The sequence below is a fragment of the Streptomyces sp. NPDC102514 genome (genome assembly GCF_055584525.1).
On record NZ_JBVJLW010000001.1, the window covers coordinates 1,142,156 to 1,159,007 of the forward strand.

At 70.6% G+C, this 16,852-nt stretch carries 19 protein-coding genes and 1 pseudogene; 10 read left to right on the top strand and 10 right to left on the bottom strand.

From position 1 onward, the window contains the following. The first annotated feature begins 52 nt into the window (after nucleotides 1–52). Both ACZ60E_RS05090 and ACZ60E_RS05095 read left to right on the top strand, forming a co-directional pair. Complete coding sequence (locus tag ACZ60E_RS05090) at nucleotides 53–1,192, top strand: PucR-like N-terminal domain-containing protein (RefSeq protein ID WP_384800575.1); 1,140 nt, start codon at nucleotides 53–55, stop codon at nucleotides 1,190–1,192. A gap of 212 nt (nucleotides 1,193–1,404) precedes the next feature. Beyond that, entirely contained in the window at nucleotides 1,405–1,743 is a 339-nt protein-coding gene (locus ACZ60E_RS05095) for a thioredoxin family protein (RefSeq protein WP_469438204.1), read from the top strand. Between the two features lie 55 nt (nucleotides 1,744–1,798). Here the strand turns inward: ACZ60E_RS05095 and ACZ60E_RS05100 are convergent, their stop codons facing one another. Continuing rightward, the gene (locus ACZ60E_RS05100; protein WP_469438207.1) at nucleotides 1,799–2,680 is read right to left on the bottom strand and encodes a LysR family transcriptional regulator; all 882 of its coding nucleotides are present in this window, start codon (nucleotides 2,678–2,680) and stop codon (nucleotides 1,799–1,801) included. Nucleotides 2,681–2,763: 83 nt separating this feature from the next. Between ACZ60E_RS05100 and ACZ60E_RS05105 the strand changes: the two genes are divergently transcribed. Continuing rightward, the gene (locus ACZ60E_RS05105; RefSeq protein ID WP_469438209.1) at nucleotides 2,764–3,726 is read left to right on the top strand and encodes a PhzF family phenazine biosynthesis isomerase; all 963 of its coding nucleotides are present in this window, start codon (nucleotides 2,764–2,766) and stop codon (nucleotides 3,724–3,726) included. Nucleotides 3,727–3,963: 237 nt separating this feature from the next. Here ACZ60E_RS05105 and ACZ60E_RS05110 read toward each other — a convergent pair whose 3' ends face one another. Then, on the bottom strand, nucleotides 3,964–4,140 hold the full coding sequence (locus ACZ60E_RS05110; RefSeq protein WP_384800590.1) for a hypothetical protein: 177 nt from the start codon (nucleotides 4,138–4,140) through the stop codon (nucleotides 3,964–3,966). 227 nt (nucleotides 4,141–4,367) lie between these two features. Here ACZ60E_RS05110 and ACZ60E_RS05115 point away from each other — a divergent pair, with 227 nt between their 5' ends. Beyond that, on the top strand, nucleotides 4,368–4,727 hold the full coding sequence (locus ACZ60E_RS05115) for a VOC family protein (RefSeq protein WP_469438212.1): 360 nt from the start codon (nucleotides 4,368–4,370) through the stop codon (nucleotides 4,725–4,727). A 70-nt stretch (nucleotides 4,728–4,797) separates the two neighbouring features. Here ACZ60E_RS05115 and ACZ60E_RS05120 read toward each other — a convergent pair whose 3' ends face one another. Further along, entirely contained in the window at nucleotides 4,798–5,433 is a 636-nt protein-coding gene (locus ACZ60E_RS05120) for a TetR/AcrR family transcriptional regulator (RefSeq protein ID WP_384800598.1), read from the bottom strand. Between the two features lie 153 nt (nucleotides 5,434–5,586). On the opposite strand from ACZ60E_RS05120, the gene ACZ60E_RS05125 reads away from it, so the two are divergent. The 4 genes from ACZ60E_RS05125 to ACZ60E_RS05140 are packed head-to-tail and all read left to right on the top strand — an operon-like array spanning nucleotide 5,587 to nucleotide 9,678. After that, nucleotides 5,587–6,393, top strand: a complete 807-nt coding sequence (locus ACZ60E_RS05125) for a sugar phosphate isomerase/epimerase family protein (protein WP_469438215.1) — start codon at nucleotides 5,587–5,589, stop codon at nucleotides 6,391–6,393. Next, nucleotides 6,393–7,511, top strand: a complete 1,119-nt coding sequence (locus tag ACZ60E_RS05130; protein ID WP_469438217.1) for a Gfo/Idh/MocA family protein — start codon at nucleotides 6,393–6,395, stop codon at nucleotides 7,509–7,511. The genes ACZ60E_RS05125 and ACZ60E_RS05130 overlap by 1 nt, the downstream gene beginning before the upstream one ends. Next, nucleotides 7,508–8,668, top strand: coding sequence for a Gfo/Idh/MocA family protein (locus tag ACZ60E_RS05135; protein WP_469438218.1), 1,161 nt, complete (start codon nucleotides 7,508–7,510; stop codon nucleotides 8,666–8,668). The genes ACZ60E_RS05130 and ACZ60E_RS05135 overlap by 4 nt, the downstream gene beginning before the upstream one ends. Next, nucleotides 8,665–9,678 (top strand): sugar phosphate isomerase/epimerase family protein, encoded by a 1,014-nt coding sequence (locus ACZ60E_RS05140; RefSeq protein ID WP_469438220.1) that lies wholly within the window; start codon nucleotides 8,665–8,667, stop codon nucleotides 9,676–9,678. Before ACZ60E_RS05135 ends, ACZ60E_RS05140 begins: the two co-directional genes overlap by 4 nt. Nucleotides 9,679–9,797: 119 nt before the next feature. Here ACZ60E_RS05140 and ACZ60E_RS05145 read toward each other — a convergent pair whose 3' ends face one another. Continuing rightward, nucleotides 9,798–10,217: a winged helix-turn-helix transcriptional regulator gene (locus tag ACZ60E_RS05145; RefSeq protein ID WP_384800614.1), complete on the bottom strand. Its 420-nt coding sequence runs from the start codon at nucleotides 10,215–10,217 to the stop codon at nucleotides 9,798–9,800. An 87-nt stretch (nucleotides 10,218–10,304) separates the two neighbouring features. Between ACZ60E_RS05145 and ACZ60E_RS05150 the strand changes: the two genes are divergently transcribed. Next, complete coding sequence (locus ACZ60E_RS05150; RefSeq protein ID WP_469438222.1) at nucleotides 10,305–11,126, top strand: NAD(P)H-binding protein; 822 nt, start codon at nucleotides 10,305–10,307, stop codon at nucleotides 11,124–11,126. Between the two features lie 30 nt (nucleotides 11,127–11,156). Here the strand turns inward: ACZ60E_RS05150 and ACZ60E_RS05155 are convergent. Then, a pseudogene (locus tag ACZ60E_RS05155) lies at nucleotides 11,157–11,273 on the bottom strand (glycoside hydrolase family 6 protein); the annotation flags it as partial. Nucleotides 11,274–11,362: 89 nt separating this feature from the next. Here ACZ60E_RS05155 and ACZ60E_RS05160 point away from each other — a divergent pair. Beyond that, nucleotides 11,363–11,941: a helix-turn-helix domain-containing protein gene (locus tag ACZ60E_RS05160; RefSeq protein ID WP_469438225.1), complete on the top strand. Its 579-nt coding sequence runs from the start codon at nucleotides 11,363–11,365 to the stop codon at nucleotides 11,939–11,941. A gap of 385 nt (nucleotides 11,942–12,326) precedes the next feature. Here ACZ60E_RS05160 and ACZ60E_RS05165 read toward each other — a convergent pair whose 3' ends face one another. The 5 genes from ACZ60E_RS05165 to ACZ60E_RS05185 form a co-directional block, all read right to left on the bottom strand. Beyond that, entirely contained in the window at nucleotides 12,327–12,539 is a 213-nt protein-coding gene (locus ACZ60E_RS05165; RefSeq protein ID WP_469438227.1) for a hypothetical protein, read from the bottom strand. Nucleotides 12,540–12,709: 170 nt separating this feature from the next. Further along, the gene (locus ACZ60E_RS05170; protein WP_469438229.1) at nucleotides 12,710–12,955 is read right to left on the bottom strand and encodes a hypothetical protein; all 246 of its coding nucleotides are present in this window, start codon (nucleotides 12,953–12,955) and stop codon (nucleotides 12,710–12,712) included. A 391-nt stretch (nucleotides 12,956–13,346) separates the two neighbouring features. Next, complete coding sequence (locus ACZ60E_RS05175; RefSeq protein ID WP_469438232.1) at nucleotides 13,347–14,723, bottom strand: MFS transporter; 1,377 nt, start codon at nucleotides 14,721–14,723, stop codon at nucleotides 13,347–13,349. A gap of 271 nt (nucleotides 14,724–14,994) precedes the next feature. Beyond that, a complete protein-coding gene (locus tag ACZ60E_RS05180; protein WP_469438234.1) occupies nucleotides 14,995–15,450 on the bottom strand; it encodes an RpiB/LacA/LacB family sugar-phosphate isomerase in 456 nt (151 codons plus the stop codon). Nucleotides 15,451–15,728: 278 nt separating this feature from the next. Beyond that, entirely contained in the window at nucleotides 15,729–16,724 is a 996-nt protein-coding gene (locus ACZ60E_RS05185) for a LacI family DNA-binding transcriptional regulator (RefSeq protein ID WP_469438236.1), read from the bottom strand. Between the last annotated feature and the right edge of the window lie 128 nt (nucleotides 16,725–16,852).

A 16,852-nucleotide genomic window follows, 5' to 3' on the forward strand; every position in this document is an offset into this window, starting at 1 on the left:
CTGACCGCAGGACGTGAATCTGGTCGGCTGAATTGTTCGTAGGGAACAAAACGTGAGTCATGCGATCCGGAGGGCCAGTGAACTGGCCCTTGATGAGACGACGGTCACCGCGCTTCGGGCCGCGCTGAAGAGCACCGCCGACGAGGTCGTCCAGGCGATCATCGACGAGGTCCCTCCCTACGCCAACGCCCTCTCGGGCCGCATGGGCGCCACCATACGGCGAGCCGTCCGCACCGCCCTGGGGCACTACCTGGATCTGGCGAGCGGGCACGCCACGGGCGGTGACGGCGGTGACGCCGCCTACGATCTGGGCCGCGGCGAGGTGCGCGACGGCCGTTCGATGGACGCCCTGCTCAGCGCCTACCGCGTCGGCGCCCGCGTGGCCTGGCGCTGTCTGGCGGCGGGTGCCGTACCCGCAGGTCTGCCCGCCGCCGAGGTCGCCAAGTTCGCCGAGCTGACTTTCGCCTACATCGACGAACTCTCCGCCGCGAGCGCCGCGGGCCACGCCGACGAACTGGCCGCCCGGGGCAGGGCCCAGGAGCGCCATCTGGAACACCTGGCCCGCGACCTCCTCGCGGACGCGAGCCCGGACGTGCTGCGGGCCTCCTGTCAACGGGCCGGGTGGCAGCCTCCGGTTTCGCTGACCGCGGTCCTGCTGCCCGCCGCCCAGGCCCGGCCCGCCTACCGCGCGCTCGACCCGAACACCCTCGTCCTCGACGATCTGCCGGACGCCACCGGTGTGCTGCTCGTCCCCGACGCCGACCGCTCCCATCTCTTGCGGCAGCTGACCGACCGCTCCGCCGTGGTCGGCCCGGCCCGGCCATGGGCTCGTGCGTCCGCCTCGTACGCACGAGCCGTACGGGCGCGCTCCCTCTCCTCCGACATTCGTGACACCGACGACCACCTGCCCGAGCTGGTGCTGAGCGCGGACGCGGACGCGTTCGCGGACCTGCGTGCCCGAGCCCTCGCGCCGTTGCGGACCTTGCCCGTCGCGACCGCGCGGCGGCTGGAGGAGACGTTGCGGGCGTGGCTGCTGCACCAGGGCAGACGGGACGAGGTGGCGTCGGAGCTGTTCGTCCACCCCCAGACCGTCCGCTACCGGATGGCGCAGCTGCGGGAGCTGTTCCCGGATCTCGCCTCGCCACACCGGGTCCTTGAACTGACGCTGGCGGTCGGGCTTCGGGCCGGCTGACGCGTACTCCGCCCCGTCCACCCGTCGACCCGTCCGCGTCCGTGACCGCGACCGGGCCGCGGTCCGGGAACCAACCGTGGTTCTGCGACGGTCCCGTGCCTCCCGTCCGACAGGTCGGCCGGGCGACCGACCGGGCCGGTCTGGCACACCGCGCGAGGGATGATGGGGATGCAATAGGAGATGCAATGACGGACGTGAGGTCAGGAGCGTGCATGGCGCAGCGGGTTCACCGACCCCGTGAGGACGCGGAGTTCAATTTCATCCTCAAGATGAGCGGAGTTCCGGTCCTCGCGTACTTCACCGGGACATGGCCCAAGGCGATCGAGCCCTGCCGGGTGATGGACCTCGTCGTGGGTGGCATCGCCGACGAGTACGCGGGCCGTCTGACGGCCGTGCGCACCGACATCACGCGTTGTCCGGCTGCGACCGAGCGATTCGGGATCACCGCGGCCCCGTCCTACGTCCTGCTGAAAGAGGGGGAGATGGTGGCGCACGGCACAGGGTCCATGAGCACCACCGAGGTACGGAAGTTCCTGGACGCCCACCTCTGAGCGGCCGCTGCGGCACCTGGCCGCTGCGCCCGGAGCTTTCACCGGGGACGGTCGCTCAGCCGGTCGACTGTCGTACCAACTCCTGGGTGAACGCCTGGGCGCCGGGTCCCGTCCATCGCCTGCGGTGGCGGGCCAGTCGCACCGGAACATCGGCGAACCGCGGTCCAGAGACCTGTACCAACCGGCCCTGGTGCACGTGCTCCTCCACAGTCGTGAGCGGCAGGAGGGTCAGTCCCAGACCGGCGGCGACGCAGGACCGGGCCGCGTCCACGCTCGCGAACCGGGTCGGCCGCGGCCGGGAGCCGGGCACGGCGAGCAGCCGTCGTTCCAGCTCATCGCTGTAGGAACAGCCCTGTTCCAGCAGGAAGAAGTTCTCGGCTGCTAGTTCCGCCCAGGTCACCGCGCCGGCCCGTGCGGCGAGCGGGTGGCCGGGGGAGCAGACCAGGGCGAGGGGTTCCCGGGTGATCGGCTCGGTCGTCACGTCGCGGAAGTCGGCGTCCTCCTCCAGCAACAGCGCCAGGTCGAGGCGCCCCGACCGCAGCCCCTCGACGCACTCCGCGGTGCCGGCCGCGTACAGGCGGACGTCCATCTCCGGGTGGCTGGTGCGCAGGGCGGCGATCACCCCGGGCACGCGGGTCGAGCACAGCGACTCCGGTGCCCCCACGGCCACCGGCCCCCGCACTTCCCCGTCGCCGTCGGCCTTCAGCCGTGCCACGGCGTCGAGTACGTCCTCGGCCCGCTCCAGCATCACTCGGCCGTACTCGGTGAGCAGGGTGCCCGCGGGCAGGCGGTCGAAGAGCCGGGCGCCCAGCTCCCGCTCCAGGGTGCGGATGTGCACGGTGACCGTGGACTGGGCCAGGTGCAGCTCGGCGGCAGCGGCGGTGAAACTGCCCGTGCGGGCGAGCGCGGTGAAGGTGTGCAGCAAGCGGGTGTCCACGGGAGCAGGCTATGTGATCCGTCGATGGATCTGATTCATATCCATCATTGGACTCGATCGGCACGGAGTGGCAGCGTGGAGCCATGACCAGCGACCTGAGCGGGACCACTCTCGTGAGCCACCCGGAGACCGAGATCCTGCGCTACTCCGCCTTCACCGACGATCCGGCCGGAGGCAATCCGGCCGGGGTCGTGCTCGATGCCTCAGGGCTCGACGACGCGGCGATGCTCACGATCGCCGCCGAGGTCGGCTACTCCGAGACGGCCTTCGTCACCGCCCGGGTCGACACCGGCACTGTCGAAACCGCCCGGATTGAAACTGACAGTGTCGAAACCGCCAGTGTTGAAACTGACAGTGTTGAAGCATCGCGCCGCTTCCGGGTCCGCTACTTCAGCCCGCTCGCCGAGGTCGCCTTCTGCGGGCATGCGACCATCGCCCTGGCCGTGGCCCTCGCCGAACGCCTGGGCCCCGGCGAGATCGTCCTCGACACTCCGGCGGGCGAGATTCCCGTAGCCACCAAGCTGGACGGCGACGGCGCGGTGTCGGCCACGCTCACCAGCGTTCCGACCCGTTCACGCCCCGCCGTGAGCACCGAGCTGGATGCGGCTCTGAAGGCCCTCGGCTGGGCTCCCGAGGACCTCGACCCCGCCCTGCCGGCGCACGTGGCGTTCGGCGGAAATGAGCACCTGGTACTGGCCGCGGGCACCAGGGAACGCCTGGCGGACCTGGACTACGACTTCGACGGCCTCACCGAGGTGATGCGGCGTCACGCCTGGACGACTCTCCAGCTGGTGTGGCGGGAGTCGCCGGAGCACTTTCACGCCCGCGACCCGTTCCCGATCGGCGGGGTGGTGGAGGATCCGGCAACCGGGGCGGCGGCTGCGGCGTTCGGCGGATACCTCCGCGGCCTGGGGCTCGTCACCCGCCCGGCCAGGATCGCGATCCGGCAGGGGGAGGACATGGGCCGTCCCAGTGATCTGCTGATCGAGGTGGACCCCGAGGACGCCCGGGTACGCGTCACGGGACGGGCCGTGCCGATCGGCTGAGGGTGCGCAGGTCGGCCCTGTTCGTCCGTCACGTCGGATGTACCGCGCCATCGGGCATGCCGGTTAGCCACTGACCTCACCCACTGGCCGATGTGGGGTGTCCGGCAAGGTCCGGCCGGCCGACGTCGTACGGCCATGGTCAGAAGCCCGTACGACGTCTCCGGCGCCGGACCACTGAGACCGGCGCCGGTTCAGCAGCTGCGCAGCGGAACGGGCACCGGTCCGTGTGATGCGTCGTCAGCCGACGGACCAGCAGGTGGCGTCGAAGTCCGCGACCTTGACGTCGTCGACCTTCACATGGCCGCCGGACACCCAACAGCCCTCGACGTCCGAGGGGTGGGCGGCGGCAGGGGCCGCAGCCATGAAGCCGACCGCGAGCACACCGGCTACAGCGAGTGAGATACGCCGAAGCATGCAAATCTCCTTCTGGTGGGGGACTTGGTACGACTGTTCATCAGCTGCCGCTCCACCGCACGTCGAGTCGCGCGGGCGGGTGGCGGGCACGACCCGGCGAGCCGGTGTTCGTGAGGCAGCCCGATCCGCAGTACTGACGTCGGCCCTGGTCGCGGTGCGTCAGGTATGGGGCGCTCGTTCGGATCATCCGGCTACCCGGATGTACAGGTGACGCTAGCCTCGGGCCCATGGGACTTGAATGGGAGCAGCTCGTCGTCGACGCCGCGGACCCGGTGGCCCTGGGGCGCTGGTGGTGCGAGGCGCTCGGCTGGACCGTGGTGAACGACTCGCCCGAGGAGTACGAGATCAGGCCGCAGCCCGACCGGCTGCCAGGTCTGCTCTTCGGGGTCGCGCCGGAGGGAAAGACCGTCAAGAACCGCCTCCACCTGGACTTCCGGCCCGACGACCGGGTCGCGGAGGTCGAGCGCCTCCTGGCTCTCGGCGCCCGCCACGCGGACGTCGGGCAGCGGGGGGACGAGCCGTGGGTGGTGCTTGCGGACCCTGAGGGCAATGAGTTCTGTGTGCTGGGGGAGCGTTCGGGGAGTTAGGCAGCTTCCCCCGGTGATCCGACCGTTGGAGCGGGCCGCGTCCTCGGCCGACGGGCGGTGGGGCGGCAGCTCAGACGGGCAGTTCGACCCTGATCACGTTGCGCAGCATGCTCCGGAGGTGCTCGGGCATGTCGATGGTGTCCGGGCTGAGGAGCCATTGGACCTGGAGACCGTCGATCAGGGCGATGAGGTTCACCGCCAGTCCGGACGGGGCCACATGGGAGTGGAGCAGATCGCGGTCGGCGAGATCCTCGATGGCCTGGGTCATCTGGCTGCGGGCCCGCTCGTAGCGGGCGGTGAAGTACGGACGCGCCGGGTGGTCCGTGGTGGTCGCTTCGCTGGACAGGACCGCGAAGAGGCTTACGACGAGGGGGTTCGCCTGGTTGTGGGCGACCAGGCGGATCATGCTGGCGAAATACTCCAGTCCGTCGGTGGGGTCGCCGTCCGTGCGGAAGAAGTGCTGGTCGTCCTGGAGTTCACGCTCTTCGAGGACGGCTTCGAGCAAGGACTCCTTCGTCGGGAAGTGGTGCAGGAGGCCGGCCCGGGAGACACCGCATGCCGCGGCGAGCTGGACCGTGCTCGCGTGGCGGTAGCCGACCTGTCCGAACGCGGTGAGCGCTGCCTTGATGATCTGCGCCCGCCGCCGCTCGCCCTTGGGGTAGTTGCGTGAGGTCGCCGGCCGCGTTGCCGCTTCAGCCTTAGTCATACGGGAATGCTAACCACCGTAGAAAACCAGCAGCACTGTAGGTATCGTCCCTCTCGTCACAGATACCGACATGGGTGTAGGTATTTATGCTGTGCCTCGCTCCTGTCCGGATGTATCCGTGGCCCGGCCGTCGAACCCGAGAGGAAACCGCACATGACCACGCCACAGCTGTCGCTCCAGCTCTACTCCGTCCGCCATGCCCTGGAAGCCGACCAGGACGCCGCCCTTGCCAGAATCGCCGGGCTCGGACTGAGCCAGGTGGAGGTGTTCGGCTTCGTGCGCCGCGCCGAGGAACTGTCCGGGGCGCTGGACCGCCACGGGCTGACGGCCCGCACCGGACACGCCGAACTGCTGTCCACGCAGCGCCCCGACGGCGCCGATGTCCCGTCGCTCGACGACACCTTCGCCGCCGCCGAACGGCTCGGCCTCGAACTGGTCATCGACCCGTTCGTACCCCCGGCCCGGTGGGCCGACGCGAAGGAGATCGCCCGCACAGCCGCGCTCCTGAACGAGGCGGCGGACCGCGCGGCGGAGCACGGGCTGCGCGTGGGCTACCACAACCACTCCCAGGAGTTCGTCCACACCGTCGACGGCTCCAGCGCCTTCGAGTACTTCGTGAGTCTCCTCGACCCCGGCGTGGACCTGGAGATAGACCTGTACTGGGCCTCCGCGGGCGGCAAGGACGTGGTCGGACTGCTGCAACGCCTGGGCACACGGGTGAAGGCCCTGCACGTGAAGGACGGCGCGATCATCGACGACCCGTTCTTCTCCGGGGTGCCGCTGGATCCCGCCGACACCCGGCAGGTCGCCCCCGGCCAGGGGCAGGTGCCGCTCGACGAGGCGCTGGCCGCCGCCGCGCACGCCGAGTTCGCCATCATCGAATTCGACCACTACGACGGTGACATCTTCGAGGGCATCGAGGCCGCCGTCCGCTACCTGGCCGCGAGGGGGATCGCCTGATGACGACACGTACTCCGGTCGGCGTCGGTCTCATCGGCGCCGGCAACATCAGCGACCAGTACCTGACCAACCTCACGGCGTTTCCCGATGTACGTGTGCTGTCCGTCGGCGACCTCGACACCGCGCGGGCCCGGGGCCAGGCGCAGAAGTACGGGGTGGAGCAGTGGGGAGGGCCGGAACTCGTCCTGGCGCATCCCGACGTCGACATCGTCGTCAACCTGACCATCCCGGCCGTCCACGCGGAGGTCAGTTCGGCGATCATCGCCGCGGGCAGGCACGTCTGGTCCGAGAAGCCCATCGCGATCGACCGGCCCAGCGCCCGGGCCCTCCTCGACGCGGCCTCCGCCGCCGGTCTTCGCGTGGGCATCGCACCCGACACCGTCCTCGGCCCCGGTCTGCAGACCGCCCGCAGGGCCATCGCCCGCGGCGACATAGGCACACCGCTGTCCGCGTACACCGTCATGCAGTACGCGGGCCCCGACCTGTGGCACCCGGACCCCGAGTTCCTCTTCGCCAAGGGAGCGGGCCCCCTCTTCGACATGGGCCCCTACTACCTCACGGCCCTGGTCAGCCTGTTCGGCTCCATCAGCCGGGTCTCCGCCGTCGGCTCGACCGGCCGTCCCACCCGTACCATCCGTGCCGGCGCCAGAGCCGGCACGGAGTTCCCCGTCAGCGTCCCCACCCACATCGCCGCCATCGCCCAGTTCGACTCCGGCGCGGTCAGCCAGAGCACGTTCAGCTTCGACTCGCCCCTCACCCGCACCGGCGTCGTCGAGATCACCGGAACCGAGGGCACCCTCGTCGTGCCCGACCCCAACACGTTCGCCGGCGACGTGAGGATCACCCGCGTCCCCCAGCCGGGCAGCGAGCCGGTGTGGGAGACCGTCCCGCCCGTCGGCGTCGTTTCGGGCCGCGGCCTCGGCGTACTGGACATGGCACGCGCCATCCGCGCCGGGCAGCCGCACATCGCCACAGGAGAGCTCGGCTACCACGTGCTCGACGCCCTCATGGCCATCGGCGAAGCAGCCGCCTCCGGCGAGACCGCCCATGTCACCAGCAGGGTCGACGCCCTCCCGCTCGTACCCGAGGACCGAGACCCCTACGGAGCCACGCTGTGACCCCACCCATCCGTGCCGGATTCATCGGCGGCGGCTTCATGGCCACGGTCCACACCCGAGCCAGCCGGGCCGCACGCGGCCGTCCCACCGCCCTGGCCAGCTCCACCCCCGAGCGGGCCAAGCAGGCCGCACACGACCTCGACGTCGAACGACACGAGCCGGACGCCCACGCCCTGGCGTCCGCACGCGACCTGGACGTCGTCCACGTCTGCAGTCCCAACCACCTGCACGCCGAACACGCCCTGGCCGCGCTCGCCGCGGGCACGCATGTCATCTGCGAGAAGCCCCTGGCCACCACGGCCGCGCAGGCGGCACGCCTCGTGCACGCGGCACACGCGGCCGACCGTGTCGCCGCCGTGCCCTTCGTGTACCGCTACCACCCGATGGCCCGCCAGGCCCGGGCACTGGTGGCCGACGGCGAACTGGGGACCGTCCTCACCCTCGACGCCTCCTACCTCCAGGACTGGATGCTGGAGGCGAGCGACGACAACTGGCGGGCGCGGGCGGAAGCGGGAGGGCCCTCCCGGGCCTTTGCCGACATCGGCTCCCACCTGTGCGACCTGATCGAGTTCGTCACCGGACAGCGCATCCACCGCCTCACCGCCCGCACCCGGACCGTCTTCACGAGCCGGGGCGATCATCCGGTGACCAACGAGGACATCGCCGCGCTGATCGTGGAACTCGGCGACGGCGCACTGGGCACCCTGCTCATCAGCCAGCTCGCGCCCGGCCGCAAGAACAGCCTCACGCTGGAGCTGCACGGCACCCGGCAGAGCGTGCGCTTCGAGCAGGAGCGCCCCGAAGAACTGTGGATCGGCAGGCCGAACGGATCGCAGATCGTGCTGCGCGATCCGCAGGCCGCCGCCCCCGACTCCGCCCGCATGTCCCTGCTGCCGGCCGGCCACCCCCTGGGCTACCAGGACGCGTTCACCGCATTCGTCACCGACGTCTACAGCGCCATCCGCGGTCACGTACCCGCGGGGATGCCCACGTTCGCCGACGGACTGCGCGCGGCCCGCCTGACCGAAGCGGTCCTGGCATCGGCCCGGGACAACGGGGCCTGGATCGACACCGCACCCGACACCATCGACACCGCGCCCGACTGCGCACCCGACAACGCGCCCGACAACGCGCCCGACAACAAGGAAGAAGCATGACCGCGCCCACGCACCCCGTCACCCTGTTCACCGGCCAGTGGGCCGACCTTCCCTTCGAAGAGGTCGCCGAACTGGCCGCCTCCTGGGGCTACGACGGCCTGGAGATCGCCGCGTCCGGAGACCACCTGGACCTCCAGCGCGCCGACGGGGACGACGCATACCTTGCCTCGCGCCTGAAGACCCTCGACCGTCACGGCCTGAAGGCGTACGCGATCTCCAACCATCTGGCGGGGCAGGCGGTGTGCGACGCCCCCATCGACTTCCGCCACCAGGCGATCCTGCGCCCGTACGTATGGGGCGACGGCGACGCCGAAGGAGTGCGCCAACGCGCTGCCGAGGACATGAAGCGCTCCGCCCGCGTGGCCCGCAAGATGGGCATCGACACCGTCGTCGGCTTCACCGGCTCGTCGATCTGGCCGTACGTCGCCATGTTCCCGCCGGTCCCCGCCTCCGTCATCGACGCCGGCTACGAGGATTTCGCGGCCCGCTGGAACCCCGTCCTCGACGTTTTCGACACCGAGGGCGTCCGGTTCGCGCACGAGGTCCACCCCGGTGAGATCGCCTACGACTACTGGACCAGCGTGCGCACCCTCGAAGCCATCGGGCACCGCCCGGCGTTCGGCTTCAACTGGGACCCCAGCCACATGATGTGGCAGAACATCGACCCCGTCGGATTCATCACCGACTTCAAGGACCGCATCTACCACGTCGACTGCAAGGACACCCGGCTGCGCCCGCGCAACGGCCGGGCGGGTGTGCTCGGGTCGCACCAGCCGTGGGGCGACCCGCGCCGGGGCTGGGACTTCGTGTCCACCGGGCACGGAGACGTCCCGTGGGAAGACGCGTTCCGGGCGCTGGAGGCCATCGGCTACGACGGTCCCATCTCCATCGAGTGGGAGGACGCGGGCATGGACCGACTGCACGGAGCCGCTGAAGCTGTCGGGTTCGTACGCTCCCTGCTGTGGCCGAAGCCGCAGGCGTCGTTCGACGCCGCTTTCAGTAACCAGTAGGTGTCGCGTGTCAGTACCCCTGGGGCTGACGCGGCGCACCGAGCGCTCAAGTTCTCGTGCACTGCGCGCTGAAAGCTGCGTTCCGCTGACCCGGCGCGTCCCGATGTCGGCGCCCCGTGTCAGCGGATGTCGTGGTCGGGGTGGGTCCGGTCGTACGACTGCCGTGCTTCGGCGATATCGGCACGGTGGGCGAGGGACCAGTCGGCGAGCGCCTTGACCAGGTGTGTCAGGTCGGCTCCGGTCCCGGTCAGGCGGTAGTCGACCTGGGCCGGGACCGTCGGATAGACGGTGCGCAGCACGAGGCCGTCCCGTTCGAGCCTGCGGACGGTGAGGGTGAGCATGCGCTGGGAGATGCCCTCGACGGCGCGCTGCAGTTCCCGGAAGCGGCGCGGCCCGCCCGCGAGTTCGACGATCACGAGCACCGACCACTTGTCGCCGATGCGGTCCAGCACGTCGCGTATGCCGCAGTCGGGGTGCTCTTCGAGACCGCAGGGGTCGAGAGCGGCGGGGGTGGTTACCCCGGTGTGCGTGAGTGACATCGAACTGCCTTCTTGTGGCCGGTGGGCGTGCGATCAAGGATCAAGCGTAGTGACCGACGAGAGCCACGTGGGAAGAGTGTGATGGGCATGATCTTGGTGACGGGAGCCGGCGGGAACCTCGGCTCGGCCACCCTGGCGGCGTTGCGTGCCGACGGCGCCGCGGCGACGGGCGGCAGCCGCACGCCGGGGCCGGGGGAGAGGCACCTCGACTTCGACGACCGTGCGAGCCTCGACCTTGCCGGAGTGGCGACCTTGGTGCTGATCTCCGCCGGCTACGCGGAGGACGATCAGGTTGTCGGGCGGCACGCGGCGGTCCTGGACGCCGCCGTGCGCGACGGTGTCGACCACGTCGTCTACACGAGCCTGACCGCGGCCGGCGACCATCTCGGGTTCGCACTGGCACACCGGGCCACCGAGCGCCTGCTCCGGGCGAGCGGACTCCACTGGACGATCCTGCGCAACGGTCTGTACGCCGAACTCTTCGGCAGCCTGCTGACATGGGTCGGCGAGGGGGTGGAGTCCGCCTTCGGGGACGGCGCCCTGGCAGCGGTCGCGCGGGAGGATCTGGCCGACGCCGCAGCCGCCGTCGCGGCGAACCCGGTCCGACACCGCTGCCGGGTGCACGAGTTGGTCGGCACACCGATCACGGCAGGCCAACTGGCCGACAGGCTGGGGGTTCCGCACCGCACCATCGGCCTGGGGGAGTACCGGCGCAGGCTCCTGGACGCGACCCCGCGGCTGCTGCCGTTCCAGCCGCCCATGCTCGCGTCGATCGCCTCGGCCGTCCGGCACGGCTTCCTGGACGGCACCGCTCCCGATCTCACGGACCTCATCGGCCGCCCGGTCCGCGACCCACTGGCTGCGGCCGTCAAGGCTGCGGTAGCTGTACGGCCGGAAGCGAGCCGCTAGCGGCACTACCGTGCCCGAACTCCTTTACCGGGCGTCCCGGTCGGCCTTCGCCGCGGCCTCGGTGAAGCCGCGCGCCTCCTGTTCCGCGCTCTCCGGAGTCAGCCACTGCCCGGTGGGCTGCTCGGCGAGCTTACGGATCAGTTCGGCTGAGGTGCAAGGCGACGCCGCCTTGCGCCGAACGGGTGTATTCGAGGATCCGGTCATCACATGACATGACACCCGGTTGTCGTACGGTCATGACGATCAGCATGCTTGCCGCACAGCACCCGATGCCGTCCCACCCACGTCGCCGGGACGGGAAGACACCTCTGCCTGCTCCCGAGGAGCGTGCCCGGTTGCGCCGGGCGTGGCAGCTTACCGACGCGCAGGTCGCCGCGGCCTTCGGAGTGACCGCGACGACGGTGCGGTCCTGGGAGAGCGGCCGCACCGCCCCGACCGGACTGCGGCGGGCTGCCTACGCGGCCTTCCTCAGCGGGCTGGCCCAGGGCCTGGCTCCCGCCGCCGCGAGCGTTCCGGCGCCACCACCGGCACGGCGGGCGGCGCCCAGCCCCGAGGTTCGGCAGCGCGTCGAGCGGCCGGTCCGCTCCTTGCCGGTATGCCCCACGGCCGTGGTCCCGCACGCGGTTCCGCGGGTGCAGATGGCACGCGCCGTCGAGCCTGGACGGGGCCCGGCACGGGTTGGCCTCACCGTGGGAGACAGACCCGACCCGGTGGCGCCGACGCGCCGACGCAGACTCCGGGTCATGACCGCCGCGACGGGCCTCTGGGCGATCTTCGTGCACCTCATGATCACCTCTCCGCCCCCGCACCTGTAGAGCTGGCCGACCGGGCGGCCCGCGACGGCCAGCTGTGGTCCGCGGTGGTCCGCGGGGGTTGCCTTCCGCCGGTGAGGCGGCGTCGGTACGGGACCGGCGCCGCCCAGTACCGGGCGGGCGAGCACGCCGATCCCGTACCGCCCTCCGCGTCGCCGGGCGCTGGCGTCCGCGCCGCGAGGCCCTCTGAGTACCCCATACGCCGTTTCGCATGGCCGGGCTTTCGACGATGGGCGGTACGACGGCGGGACGCGGCGAGGCGGTGATGGTCCGACCGCGGCCACCGGTTCCTCATTGGCTTGAGCATGCCGGGGGCCGCCTGGCCACGTCCCGCACTGGGAGGTCGGAGCGGCCGTCAGGAGGGGGCCGAGCAACGACCTCCGCTGGATCAGCGCGTTCCGGTGCGGTGGCCGGGACGCGCCAGGCCCACGACGGCCACGGCCACGAGCGCCAGGGCGGCGAGGCCGGAGACCAGGGGCAGCACGGCCACGTCGTCCCTCAGCTGAATGACGGCGCTGACCAGCAGAAGGACACCGGCCAGCAGGTACAAAGCACTCAGGGGCCGACTCGTAGGGATGATTTGCCACGTGCGCTCACTCATGTCTGCCTCCAACTGGGCTCGTCTGCAACGCAGTTCACGTGCCCGAAGATCGAGAGGCCATTCCCCCGCCGTATCGGTGCCCGCATCCTTCGCCGTACGGATCCGTGCGGGAGGCGCCACTGACGACGTCAGGGAGGCAAGGCAGTGGACACCATCTCCTCCGTGGTCGCCTACGCCTCCAACTCCTGCAGGCAGAACAGCTTGGGCTGATCGAAGGGCGGGGTCACGCCTTTTCGTGTCCGGGGGCGCGCAGCGGGTGCCTCGTCCTCGAACAGCGACGGTGTGCCGTACTCGTCGGGTACGGCTGGGACGGTGGCCGCGGCCGGCCCGTCGGGCACGACCGGACGTAGTGGCGCGTCCTGGTCGAAGTCGTCCGGAGTCATGCGCGTCCAGTCACGTCCACGCTGCTCGCTCACTCGTCGTCTCCCGCCGCCGCTGCCATCCGTGCCGTGTCTACTGCTCACCTTCCCGCAATCCATGACCAGCGATCACAGTCTTCGCCTGAGAGGTCCTACTTCAGCCCGACCGATGTTGCTGTCCGCATGGTCCATGCGATGCGCCAGGCGTGTAGTCGTCGACTTCGGCTTCCAGCACGGTGTTGAGGACGGTGTCGAGCATCCGCCGTTCACGCTCATCGACGATGTCGACTCCCTCCCGTGCTGTCGGCCTCTCGCGAGCCCAGCGTCGTGCCGCGCCCAAGCGCGCAGGTCGTACGCGAGGGATCCAAGCCGAGGCGGGCCGAACGACGGGGATCCTCTGCGGCAAGCGAGCGCGACGGTATGCCGATGCGCGGGGAGGGAACGGAGTTCACCGGGACGTGGACGGCAGGACTTCGCCCGTCGGTGTTGAAGCGGTCTGGGTGCGGTGTTCCTCTGCGACGAGGGCGAGGACGCGCTCCCGCTCATGGCGGCCCCAGGTCTCCTTGGTGACGAGGATGCCGACGAGGCCGATCACGGCCGCGCCGAGGTAGAGCAGCGCGGCGCCGGGCCAGCCGAAGACTCCCACCAGAGCGGCGGCGAGCAAGGGGGCGAAGCCGCCGATGGCCGCGGCGAGCTGATAGCCGAGCGAGGCTCCCGACGTACGGGTCGCGGTGCGGAACTGCTCGGTGAGCAGGGAGCCCTGGGTTCCGGTGAGGCATGCGTGGATGAGGCCGATGCCGATGATGAACACGGTGACGACCAGGGCCGGTTGGGCGGTGTTGGTCAGCAGGTACATCGGGAAGGCGAAGAGGATCGCCGCCGTGCAGCCAGCGATGTAGAGAGGGCGGCGTCCGATGCGGTCGGTGAGCGCGCCGGCGAGGAAGGTGACCGCGATGGCGAGGATGCTGGCGGCGGTGATCGCGCCGAGAGCGACGGACCTGAGGTCGGGGTGACGGTCGGTGATGTAGCTGAGCAGATAGGTCGCGGTCGAGTAGTAGGCGAAGGACTCGACGACGCGCAGGGCGATCACCCGCAGGATGCCGCGCCAGTCCTCGGAGAGCGTGGCGAGGAACGGGTTCTTCTCGGTGCTGCCCGTGGCTTGGGCTTCCTGGAATTCGGGGGATTCGGTGAGCCGGGAGCGCACGATCAGCGCGACGATCACCATGACGGCGCTGAGCAGGAAGGGGGTCCGCCACTGCCAGCTTCCGTCGAGGGTGGAGCTCCACGCGAACACACCGCTGGCCAGGGCGATGCCCAGAGGGTTGCCGGCCTGGGGGATCGCGGCGAACATACCGCGGCGGTGCCACGGTGCGTGCTCGTAGGCCATGGTGATCGCCCCGCCCCACTCGGCGCCGAACGCGAGGCCCTGGATCATGCGGAGGGCCACGAGCAGGATCGGCGCGAGCACACCCACCTGGCCGTAGGTCGGCAGTACACCTATGAGGAAGGTGGCGGCGCCCATGACCGTCATGGCCGCGACGAGGACGGGTTTGCGGCCGTGCTTGTCGGCGAAGTAGCCGCCGACGGCGCCCCCGAGCGGGCGCATGACGAAGCCGACCGCGAGGGTGGCGAAGGAGAGCAGGGTGCCGACGAGCCGGTCGCTCTCGGGGAAGAAGACCGCTCCGAAGTAGAGCGCGGAGGCCGTGCCGTACGCGATGAAGTCGTAGTTCTCGACACTCGTGCCGAAGGCGGCGGCGACCGCGGTCTTGACCCGGTCCTTGGAGCCGAGCACGCTCCGCTGTCGGGTGGGGGCGCTGGTGGACATGGGAGTTCTCCTTGAGGGGGCACCGGGTCGGTTCCGGCGTCTGCGCGTGAGGAGGATCGGGGTGCGTGAGGGGGATTCGGGGCGCGCGAGGGGGAGGCGGCGGACTCCCGCGGCCGGGTGTTCGGGGCATGCCGAAGAGGCGCCTGGCGTACGTGGTCGCCCGCGGGCAGGGCGTTCGTGACTTCGTGACTTCGTGACAGGGAAGGGGCGAGGGGAAGGGGAGAGCTGACCCGTGGAGGAGGGGGAGGGCCTGGGCTGGTTGGGCGGCTCGTCAGGGGGCCGGGGTCAGGGCGTCGAGCGCGTTCAGTTTGGCGACCCGGCGGCGGGTTTCCTCGTCGTCGTCGAAGACGGCACCGAGGAACTCGCGGACGATGTCGGGCACGAGCGCGTGGGGGACCAGCCAGGCCCCCATGGCGATGGCGTTGGCGTCGTCGTGTTCGACGGCCTGGTGGGCGGAGTAGGGCTCGTGGGCGAGACCGCAGCGGACGCCGGGCAGCTTGTTGGCGGCCATGACGGCGCCCTGGCCGGTGCCGCAGACGAGCACGGCACGATCGGCGGATCCGGAGAGCACCACCTCGCAGGTGGTGCGGGTGATGTCCGGGAAATCGACCGGGTCACCGCTGTGGGTGCCGCAGTCGATCACTTCGTGCCCGAGGGCCTCGATGGCCTGGCGGACGGTGTCCTTGAACGCGTATCCGGCGTGGTCCGCGCCGAGGGCGACCTTCATGGGTTGTTCCTTTCAGGGCGGGCGCACTGCGGCTCCGCCGGGTGGCGGACGTACGGTGCAGTGCTCGGCCGGGCGGGAGAGGGGTGGGTGCCGCATGCGGCTTGCTGCATGTGGCATAAGGCGTCGGTCGTACGTCGGCGTCGCGCGGTCGACTAAGCGGGGTCGACGGTCCTGACGGGGACTGTGCGCTGTACGCCCGGCACCAGCACGTCGCACGGCTGCAGGCCTGGGGGAGCCGACAGATGTGCTGCCGGTGGCGTCGGCGCTGATCCGGCTGCTCATCGGATGGCCGGCAGGGCGCGGTCGGCGAAGGTGGTGGGGACGCGTTGACCGGGGGCAGGGCGGCCGGCGATGAGGTCGACGAGCCCTCGTACACCGAGCCGGCCGATCGACGACGCGTCGTTGCGGACCGCGCTGATGGGAGGCGAGGCGAACTCGAACCAGTCGAGGTCGTCGAAGGAGACGATCTCGATGCGGGCGGCCTGCTCCGCACCGAGCCGCTCGCGCAGCGCGCGCAGGACTCCCAACGTGGTCAGACCGTTCGCGCCGAACACGGCCGTGAAGGGGACGTCGTGGTCGAGGATGCGGGACATGGCCTCGGCTGCCCCGCCCGCCAGGAAGTCACCGGCGTCCAGCAGTCGTTCATCGGTGCTGATGCCGTGCGCCTGACGCCCGGCGAGGTAGGCGGCGCGGCGCTCGGCGCCGGTGGAGATCGTGTCCGGGCCGCCGACGAAGGCGACGTCGCGGTGGCCACGGCTCCGCAGCCAGGCGAGCACCTGCTCTACGCCCTGCGCGTTGTCCGTGCCGTACAGAGGGGCGTCGACGCCCTCGATCCTGCGGTTGAGGAACACGAGGGGCAGTCCGGACGCGAGCGTGGCCGCGAGCTGTGGTGAGACGGTGCTCTGCGGCGAGAACAGCAGGCCGTCGATGCGTCGGCCGGCGAAGGTCTGAAGGTAGGCGTCGGCCTGTTCGGCGTCTTCGTTCGCATTGGCCAGCAGAACGGTGTAGCCGTGGTGGCGGGCCTCCTGCTCGGCGGCGTGAGCCAGCTCGGAGAAGAACGGGTTGCGGATGTCTGAGACGAGCAGCCCCAGTACGTCGGTTCGGGCGCGCCGCAGGGAACGGGCCGGGCCGTTGGCGATGTAGCCCAGTTCGGCCGCGGCGGCGAGCACGCGGGACCGGGAGTCGGCCGAGGTCTGGCTGCTGCCGCTGAGCACCCGGGACGCGGTACCGAGCGCGACTCCCGCCCGTGCAGCGACATCCTTGATCGTGGCCACTCGCCCCACCTCCTTGTGGAAACGTTTCCATGAGTTCGATGGTTTTAAGATCGCACACCGATCCCGAGATGAGCAAGGTCCCTGGGGGAAATGGCGGGGCCGCACGGCTGGGGCTCTGGCGTCGGGGT

What these genes read in the sequence shown, in the direction of transcription:
- ACZ60E_RS05095 (WP_469438204.1), top strand. Translation starts at nt 1,405, where the DNA reads ATGGCGCAGCGGGTTCACCGACCCCGTGAGGACGCGGAGTTCAATTTC.
- ACZ60E_RS05160 (WP_469438225.1), top strand. Translation starts at nt 11,363, where the DNA reads ATGACGATCAGCATGCTTGCCGCACAGCACCCGATGCCGTCCCACCCA.
- ACZ60E_RS05140 (WP_469438220.1), top strand. Translation starts at nt 8,665, where the DNA reads ATGACCGCGCCCACGCACCCCGTCACCCTGTTCACCGGCCAGTGGGCC.
- ACZ60E_RS05145 (WP_384800614.1), bottom strand. Translation starts at nt 10,217, where the DNA reads ATGTCACTCACGCACACCGGGGTAACCACCCCCGCCGCTCTCGACCCC.
- ACZ60E_RS05125 (WP_469438215.1), top strand. Translation starts at nt 5,587, where the DNA reads ATGACCACGCCACAGCTGTCGCTCCAGCTCTACTCCGTCCGCCATGCC.
- ACZ60E_RS05180 (WP_469438234.1), bottom strand. Translation starts at nt 15,450, where the DNA reads ATGAAGGTCGCCCTCGGCGCGGACCACGCCGGATACGCGTTCAAGGAC.
- ACZ60E_RS05175 (WP_469438232.1), bottom strand. Translation starts at nt 14,723, where the DNA reads ATGTCCACCAGCGCCCCCACCCGACAGCGGAGCGTGCTCGGCTCCAAG.
- ACZ60E_RS05115 (WP_469438212.1), top strand. Translation starts at nt 4,368, where the DNA reads ATGGGACTTGAATGGGAGCAGCTCGTCGTCGACGCCGCGGACCCGGTG.
- ACZ60E_RS05105 (WP_469438209.1), top strand. Translation starts at nt 2,764, where the DNA reads ATGACCAGCGACCTGAGCGGGACCACTCTCGTGAGCCACCCGGAGACC.
- ACZ60E_RS05150 (WP_469438222.1), top strand. Translation starts at nt 10,305, where the DNA reads ATGATCTTGGTGACGGGAGCCGGCGGGAACCTCGGCTCGGCCACCCTG.
- ACZ60E_RS05130 (WP_469438217.1), top strand. Translation starts at nt 6,393, where the DNA reads ATGACGACACGTACTCCGGTCGGCGTCGGTCTCATCGGCGCCGGCAAC.
- ACZ60E_RS05165 (WP_469438227.1), bottom strand. Translation starts at nt 12,539, where the DNA reads ATGAGTGAGCGCACGTGGCAAATCATCCCTACGAGTCGGCCCCTGAGT.
- ACZ60E_RS05110 (WP_384800590.1), bottom strand. Translation starts at nt 4,140, where the DNA reads ATGCTTCGGCGTATCTCACTCGCTGTAGCCGGTGTGCTCGCGGTCGGC.
- ACZ60E_RS05120 (WP_384800598.1), bottom strand. Translation starts at nt 5,433, where the DNA reads ATGACTAAGGCTGAAGCGGCAACGCGGCCGGCGACCTCACGCAACTAC.